This window comes from Bradyrhizobium hereditatis, from assembly GCF_020329435.1.
Taxonomy (GTDB): domain Bacteria; phylum Pseudomonadota; class Alphaproteobacteria; order Rhizobiales; family Xanthobacteraceae; genus Bradyrhizobium; species Bradyrhizobium hereditatis.
On the sequence record NZ_JAGKJK010000006.1, the window covers coordinates 431,966 to 439,951 of the forward strand.

Consider the following 7,986-nt stretch of genomic DNA (forward strand, 5'->3'; position numbering starts at 1 on the left):
CATCGCGTTCACGGGGGCAAGCTAGAGGAAAGAAATGGACAATAGCGTTGTTGCGACGCTCGGATTTGAGCGGTCGCGTTAAGGGATCGTTTAGCCTGAGCAGGCCGCGCGGCCATCACGCCACCTCGGCAGTTGCCGGAGAAGTCAGGAATTTGGCTTCGAACTCGCTGGCCGGCATTGGCCGGCCGAAGCAATAGCCCTGGCCTTCTTCGCAGCCCATGCGGGCCAGGAAGTCGGCGGTGGCCTGGTCCTCGATGCCTTCGGCGATGACGGAGAGGCCCAGTTGCTTGGAAAGGCCGATCGTCGAACTGACAATCGCCGCGTCGTCGGGATCGATCAGCACACCCAGGACGAAGGAGCGGTCGATCTTCAGCCCGTCGAGCGGGAATTTCTTCAGATAGCTGAGGCTGGCAAAGCCGGTGCCGAAATCGTCGAAGACGAGGCGAACGCCAAGCTCCTGAATCTCGCGGAACGTATTCAGCGCGCCCTGCTCATCGTGGAGCAGGATGTCTTCGGTGACCTCGAGCTCAAGGCTCGTTGGACTCAAACCGGTGTTCGCAAGCGCGTGCGCGACCGAGATGGCGAGGCCACCCGACTCCATTTGGGTGGGCGAGAGGTTGACACCGATGCGGAGCTTGTGTCCCGCACGTTCCCAGGCAGCGCCCGTAGCGCAGGCGGTTTGCAGTACCCAGTCGGCAATCCGCTCGGAAATCGGAGAGGTATTGACGACCGGCATGAATTCACCAGGCGAGACCAGGCCCCGCTCCGGATGACGCCAGCGGATCAGGGCTTCGGCGCCGATCAGGCGGCCGTCGGCCAGATGCATTTGCGGCTGGTAGAACAGTTCGAACTCATTGCGATCTGCGGCCAGCGCCAGCTCTGCTTCCAGTGTCAGGCGCTTTTCCAGTTCGCGGCGGATGGAGTCCTCGAACAGCACATAGCCGCCGCGATTGGTGGCTTTGGCACGGCTCAGCGCCAGATGAGCGTTGCTGAGGAGTTCGTCGGCCGATCGCCCATCGCCCGGGCAAACGGCGGCTCCGATGCTGACCTTGACGCGAAGGTGACGGTTTCCGGCCAGCAGCGGTGCGTCGAAGCTGTCGCCGATGTGTCCGGCAAAACGGCCGAGATCTTCTCCGATATCGCTAGTTGCGATAGCGATGGCGAACTCGTCTCCGCTCAAGCGCGCGAGCAGACCCGCCGTTGGAATAGCCGCCGTCAGTCGCTGTGAAATGGCGCGAAGCACGAGATCGCCACACGTGTTGCCGAGCATGTCGTTGATCTGTTGGAAGCCGTCGATACCGATCACCAGCAGCGCCACCTTGCAGCCGTTTGCTTCGGTCGCGGACATTTTTGCTTCGAGTTCGGCGTGAAGCGTGTTTCGGTTGATGAGCCCTGTCAGCGTGTCGTGTTCCGCCAGATATTTTATCCTCGCCGCTTCGCGCTTGCGCACCGAGATGTCGCGCAGGATCGCGCCAAACTGGAATCCGTCGGTGCCCTGCCAGCCGGAGAAGCTGGCTTCAACCGGAAATACTTCGCCGTTGCGGCGGCGTCCGTCGAATTCGATCACGGTTCCGGCTGCAAGTTCGGCAGCGTTCTTGATCGAGAAGGCGGAGGTTGCGACCGTTTCATTGCGGGCGCAGATCTCGTCGAAGGGGCGGCCGATCATTTCTGCGGGCTGGTAGCCGAAAATTGCCGTCGCGCCGGGATTCCAGACCGTGATCATGTAGCGGGAATCCGTGCAGATCAGCCCATCGCCCAGCGACATCGCGACCCGCTGGAAGCGGCTTTCGGCGACCCGTCCGAGCAGATTACGGACGTCGATTTCGTCGAGCGCGATGGCGGCTATGTAGATGACGACGGCGATGTGGAGCAGGGCGGTGTCCAGAATGAGCGGGAATATGGCCTGCAGCAGGAATGCGCCGGCCTCTGCCGCGACAGCCATGGACAGGAGTAGCGCCACCCGTTCGCCGGCGGATAGACGGCGCCATGTTGCCAGCATGACGAGAGCGAGCAGCGCCAGGCCGACAGCCGTGACGACGCCCGAGGTCCATTGCAGCGCGCGGTTCTGCAGCAGCGACTCGGTCGCAACAGCTTGCAGCACTGGGCCGGACAGGATGACGCCGTTCGGGACACTGAAGCGATCGCCGAGTTCGAGCGCGGTGCCGCCTACGACCATCTTCTTGCCGGTCAGCCTTCGCAGCGTCGCCTCATCGCCACGCAATACGTCGACATAGGATACTTTGGGAATCCCCGTGGTGCGAATGCTGAAGTCGATCAGGAAGGGCGCGCGTTTTTCGGAATATTGTCCGGCGAGCACCGCCGCCATCGAGGGCACGAATTTCCCATCGATCTTCTCGCCGAACGGATAGCGGCGCACGAGGCCGTCCGATCCGACTTCGACATTGACCAGCGCAGGCCACGAATGCTCGGCAAATTGCTGCAGCGGGCGGTTGACATGAAGATTCTTGCGATCGATGCGGGGCTGCTGGAAGAAAGGCAGCACGACCGATCCGCCCGCATTCTCCAGCGCTTCGGCGAAGTTGCGGTCCGATGCCGCGTCCGATGGCGTCGAGAAGTCGACATCGAGCGCGATGTCCTGCACATCAGCCTTCTGAAGCTGCCGCAGCAATTCGGAGTGGAGCTCGCGTGGCCAGGGCCAGACGCCGACCTTGTCGATTGATGGGGCGTCGATCGCAATGACGACGACATCGCCGCTCGCCTGGCGCGATTGCCAGGCGAATCTCAGATCGGCCAATGCATGGCGGAGTCCGCTATGCCATCCCCCCAGCACGACGATTGCCAACGCAATCATCGCGAAAACATGCGACCGATATCTTTTCACGTGGTCACCATTCTGGTGGTTCATCTAGTTCGTGGGACAGCAAACCCTTCGGTTACTATCGACCTCGTCCGTTGCCACTGCCGGCATGGCTGTTGCCGCGGCCACTGCCGTTAGCTCCATTGCCGCTGCCATTGGCGGCGTTGTCGCTGCCGTTGTTACCGCTACTGCTGTTGCCACTACCGCTGTTGCCGTTACCGTTATTGCCGCTGCCGTTGTTTCCGCTACCGTTGTAGCCATTGCCGCCGTTGGCGTTGCCACCGGCGACGGCCGCCACCGCGCTTGCGTTCGCTCGGCCGGCGGCGCTGGCGACGGCTCCGTTGCCGTTGCCATTCTCGCCTTGCCCATTGTTGGCAGCGGTCGTGTCCGTGCCGGGATTGGATGACTTCCAGATCGTATTAGTGTCGGACGTTTCCCGCGCCGCTCCGCTGACCGCAGACGAATTGCCATGAGCAAGGCCGTTAGTGACGCGATGAAAGTTCACCCGGACTTCGCCGATCGACGAGGAGATGCGCGTGACGCCCTGCTTGGCGGGGTGGGCTCTCGCATGCGTATTTTGTCCGCTTCCCGCATGGCGCGGCGCGGACAGACCATTGCGCGGCACCGGCACCCGCTCGATCGAAGGTGCGCGCGGCTTGCCGTGTTCGATTGGACTGAACGTACCCGTTCCGCCCAGCGACAGCCCGGCCTTGCCGTTGGCAAAGGCTGTCGCATGCTGGCCCGCCATCACTTGCGCAATCTGGCCTGTCTTGAAGTCTGCGACTTCGACCTGGCCACGGATCACGTCAACCGTGGTCTTGCCGGCATTGACCGTGACGCGAAATTGCGTGCCCTTCACCACGGCAGCAAGGTAAGGCGTCTCGACCTCGAAATGCTTGACGTTGCGCTTTTCGACGTCGAGCAGGATCGAGCCGGCCTGCTGCACGATTGTCGTCGCGAGTCCTTCCTTCTTTTGCGCGGGGACGCCGAGCACGGAATTCGGCGACACCAGGATCACTTCGTCGCCGCGCGTCAGGAGCACGCGTCCGTTACGGCCGGTGCGAACGGTATCGCCCGGCTTCAAGACGTCTTCCTGTTTCAGCGATGCCTGCTGCACGCCGCTGCCGGTGAGCCAGACCTCGCCCGAGAATTTGCTGACGGTCCAGTCGCCGCCGTCGGCAGCGAAAGCGGCTGAAGTCGTAGCGAGGACGAACGCTGCCGCGAGGGCTCGTATGACGTGATGAATCGCACGCATGAAACTCTCTCCGATTGCCGCTTTGTCCCGAAGGGTTATCGGAAATGTTTCAATATTGAGTGAGCGAAAGCCGCGCATCGCAGCAGACCTATTAACCATTCGTTCACCATAAATTTCTATTAAAAATCATATGGCTAGCTCTTCCATGCATGCGCGACGGTTCCTTTCCGTAGATGTACGGAGAAGTATCCGTGCAGCAGCCAATGTCCGAGATTGCCTGCTGATGGTAGGCCTCGTCCTGTGGATCATCGCCTGCTCGCCGGCACACGCGCAGCATGCGAGCCAGCCCGGCTATGATCCGAGGCAGATCGAAAAGCGCTTCGAGGATCAACAATCGAGCCAAGGCGGCAACCGGCGGCCCCGCCTTCCATCGCCGCAATTCACTGCAACGGAGGGGCAGGGCGATACCAAGGGGCTGTTTGTGCTTCGCCATGTCGCGATCAGCGGCGCTGTCGCGATACCGCGGGACCGGCTGGTCACGGCCTATCAACCCTATATCGGAAAAAAGGTGTCGCAGGCCGATCTGGCGACGATCGCCAGCGCAGTCAGCGACGTCTATCGCGCGGCCGGCTTTCATCTCAGCCGGGCGATCGTTCCGCCGCAGGACATCCAGAACGGCGAGCTTCGCATTCAGGTCATCGAGGGCAGCATCACGGAGCTCATGCTCAAGGGCGACGGCGCCGAGCAATTCGGTGTGCGGCCCATGCTCGCTGCCGTGCTGGTGGAACGGCCGTCGCGCCTTGCGACGCTCGAACGGCAACTGCTCTTGATCAACGGCCGGCCCGGCGTGCGGATCGAGGACACTGCGATCGAGGAGATCGGCACGACGACCGGCCATTTCCGCCTGATCCTCTCCGTGAAAACCTGGCACATCTTCACCTCGTTCGGCCTCGACAATCTGGGATCGTCCGCGGTCGGACCCTGGCAAAGCTACGGGACGGCGGCGTTCAACTCCTATCTGACAGCAGGCGACTCCCTGGTGTTCAATCTCTCCACCACGCCCGGCGATCCGCGCCAGCTCGCGTTCGGTCGTCTGTCCTACGAGCTGCCCGTCGGCACTGACGGCGCCCGCATCGGCGCGTCGGGCTATTACAGCGAGGTCTGGCCCGGCGATTACCGTCGGCTCTACAGCGACAACATCAAGACCGAGGCGTTCGAGATTCGCGCCAGCATCGTTCCGCTGCAATCGCAGAAGGCCAGCCTGACGCTGACCGCTGCCGCCGGCTTCACCAATGCGAACGAAAACGATGTCTTCAGTCCGATTTATGCCGATCGCATCCGCACCGCGAGCCTGACGTCGGACTACCGCCTGCAGGATAATTTCGGCGGCGCAAATTATTTGACGGTGAATTATCGCCAGGGACTCGATATCCTCGGCGCCTCGCATCGCGACGACGACTATCTGTCGCGCCCCGGTGCATCCGGCAAATTCTCGGCCATGAATTTCTGGTTCACGCGTTACCAGACGCTGGCCGATGCCTGGTCGCTGAAACTGGCCGCGGCCGGCCAGACCGCATCGGGTCCGCTGTTCACCTCGCAGCAATTCTATCTCGGCGGCATCGCGTTCGGGCGCGGCTATGGCGCCGCGGAGATCAGCGGCGATAATGGTCTGGCGGGATCGGCCGAGTTGCGCTTCGATCAGAAGACGAACCTTCAATATCTGAGCGGCTACCAGCTCTACGGTTTCGTCGACAGCGGCGTCGCCTGGAATTCGGGCTATCGGCTCAGCGACGGCCTTTCGCTCACCTCGGCCGGCGGTGGCGTTCGCTTCTTCATGATCGACGGGCTGCAGGCCGATATCGGCGTCGCCGCGCCACTCAGCTATCGCGCGCCTGATAATCCCACCCGCGGGGCACGAGTGCTGTTCTCGCTGTCGAGCGCGCTGAAACTCTGCCCGGTCCGGGCGGCGACCCGCTGTCTCTAGCGCTAGATCGGCTCGTAGCTCTCGCCGGTACAGGTATCCTCGGGCTCGGTCTGCCGGCGGTCCGCGATCACGCCTTCGGAAATCTCGATTCGATAGGTTTGCGTGCCCAGCGGCTTGCCGGTCACCGAAACCACTTCGGCCTTGACGCAGGCGGTCCAGCCCGGTCCACGGAGGTTGGGGCGCGGCCCAGAAACGCGAACATTGGTCGGTTGCGAGGCCGCCATGAATACGGAGTCCAGCTTTTCCTTCAGCAGGCGCTTGACGTCCGGCGGCGGTTCGAGTGGGGGCGGATCGGGCGCCTTGGCGCGCATGAAATCCGGTACCGGCGCGCGGACGTCGGCGAAACCGCACGCCCCAAGCGTCAGCGCTGCGCCCGCTACCAGCGCTATATGAACCACGATCCGCCGCATCTGAGGTTGTTTGTAGCGCGGAGTTGGTGTTCCGGACAGGGCATTGTGGTCCTGTCAACATAACGATCCCGCGACTGTGATTCACATCACTGCGGAGGACACGGGGTCTGCGACAAGATCGCCGTCGAATGGCGCCCCCGTCGCGCCTCAGATGGCGCGCCCGGCCTGAACCTTTGGCCTCGAGGCCATGACCAAGACTTAGCCTGTATTGTCGGGAGGTGGCATCATGTTCCGTCACGCGCTGCTCAAGCTGATGATTCCCGCCGCGCTTCTCCTGGGGGCGCACCCGGCCTTCGCCGAAAATCGCCTCGCGCTGGTGATCGGCCAGTCCGCCTACCGCTCGGTGCCGGCGCTGCCCAACCCGGCCAATGACGCCAAGGCAGTCACGCAATTGCTGACCGATTCCGGCTTCGAGGTTTCGACGGCCTCGGACCTTTCGCAGAATCAGATACGCGAAGCGGTCAGCGCGTTCGCCGGCAAGGTGGCGGCCAAGGGCGCCGACACCGTGGCGCTGGTGTTCTATGCCGGCCACGGGCTGCAGGTCGACGGCGAGAATTTTCTGATTCCAATTGATATTGACGCGAAGCGCGAAGCCGACATCCCGCTGCAGGCGGTGCGCCTCAACGACATCCTGAACACACTGACCTCGGTGCCGAGCAAAATGCGTATCCTGATGCTCGACGCCTGCCGCAACAATCCGTTCCCGGAGCTCAAGTCCGCCGGCAGCGGACTCGCGCTCGTCGATGCCAAGGTCGGCGCGCCCGGCACGTTCCTGTCGTTCTCGACATCGCCCGGCGCCGTGGCCGAGGACGGCACCGGCTCCAACAGCCCGTACACGACGGCACTGCTGGCAGCGGGCCGGGAGCAGAACATTCCGATCGAGGAGACCTTCAAGCGGGTGCGGCTTGCGGTGAACAAGGTCACCGAAGGGCGGCAGACGCCGTGGGACAGCTCGTCGCTGACCGAGGATTTCCGCTTCGTAGGCGCATCGATCGCCGGACCGAAGCCTGCCGCCGCTCCCAAGAAGACGGTTGCCGAGTGGACGCGCGATCTGAACGGCAAGCCGGTCGAGGCGGCGAACGAGTTGATCGTGGCGGACGGCACTGATGAAGCCTATGAAGCCTTTGCCGGTCTTTACCCGCAGACGACGCTCGGGCGGCTGGCGCGCGACTGGCTGGTTCGCCACCGGCGCATGGTGGCGTGGAACAACGCCGTGCTCACCAACACTGCGGCTGGATATCGCTCGTTCCTGGCGCGATTCCCCGACAGCGATCTCAGCGCGACCGCGCGCAAGCTGGAGGAGCGGCTGCGTAACCGTCCCGACTTCACGCCGGCTGTAACGGCTGCCAACGCAGCCCTGCCGCAAAACGTTGCGCTCGCCGCGCCGATGTGCCCGTGCAACGTGCAGCCGCCGCAGCAGCAGCCGATCAAGGTGAATGCGCCGGTCCGGCGCGTCGAGCCTGATACACCGAAGCGCGTCGATCGCAAGCCGCCGCGGCGCGTGCGTGAGCAGGATGATGACGACGTCGTGGTCGTTCGCCGCCCGCCGCCGCGCGTGGTGTACGAGCCGCCGCCACCG

The 7,986-nt window shown here is 63.2% G+C and carries 5 protein-coding genes; 2 read left to right on the forward strand and 3 right to left on the reverse strand.

Features of this window, described 5'->3' with window-relative positions; translation table 11 throughout:
• Nucleotides 1-115 precede the first annotated feature (115 nt).
• Nucleotides 116-2,866: an EAL domain-containing protein gene (locus J6524_RS17180; protein ID WP_225672546.1), complete on the reverse strand. Its 2,751-nt coding sequence runs from the start codon at nucleotides 2,864-2,866 to the stop codon at nucleotides 116-118.
• A 31-nt stretch (nucleotides 2,867-2,897) separates the two neighbouring features.
• Nucleotides 2,898-4,073 (reverse strand): FecR family protein, encoded by a 1,176-nt coding sequence (locus J6524_RS17185; RefSeq protein ID WP_225672548.1) that lies wholly within the window; start codon nucleotides 4,071-4,073, stop codon nucleotides 2,898-2,900.
• A 223-nt stretch (nucleotides 4,074-4,296) separates the two neighbouring features.
• Here J6524_RS17185 and J6524_RS17190 point away from each other — a divergent pair, with 223 nt between their 5' ends.
• The gene (locus J6524_RS17190; protein WP_225672550.1) at nucleotides 4,297-5,997 is read left to right on the forward strand and encodes a ShlB/FhaC/HecB family hemolysin secretion/activation protein; all 1,701 of its coding nucleotides are present in this window, start codon (nucleotides 4,297-4,299) and stop codon (nucleotides 5,995-5,997) included.
• Nucleotides 5,998-5,999: 2 nt separating this feature from the next.
• On the opposite strand, the gene J6524_RS17195 is transcribed toward J6524_RS17190, so the two are convergent.
• Complete coding sequence (locus tag J6524_RS17195; protein ID WP_225672552.1) at nucleotides 6,000-6,395, reverse strand: hypothetical protein; 396 nt, start codon at nucleotides 6,393-6,395, stop codon at nucleotides 6,000-6,002.
• A 238-nt stretch (nucleotides 6,396-6,633) separates the two neighbouring features.
• Here J6524_RS17195 and J6524_RS17200 point away from each other — a divergent pair.
• A partial coding sequence (locus tag J6524_RS17200) for a caspase family protein (protein WP_225672554.1) occupies nucleotides 6,634-7,986 on the forward strand: 1,353 nt, incomplete at its 3' end.

Coding starts and splice junctions, on each gene's coding strand:
- J6524_RS17185 (WP_225672548.1), bottom strand. CDS start 4,073: ATGCGTGCGATTCATCACGTCATACGAGCCCTCGCGGCAGCGTTCGTC.
- J6524_RS17180 (WP_225672546.1), bottom strand. CDS start 2,866: ATGAACCACCAGAATGGTGACCACGTGAAAAGATATCGGTCGCATGTT.
- J6524_RS17190 (WP_225672550.1), top strand. CDS start 4,297: ATGGTAGGCCTCGTCCTGTGGATCATCGCCTGCTCGCCGGCACACGCG.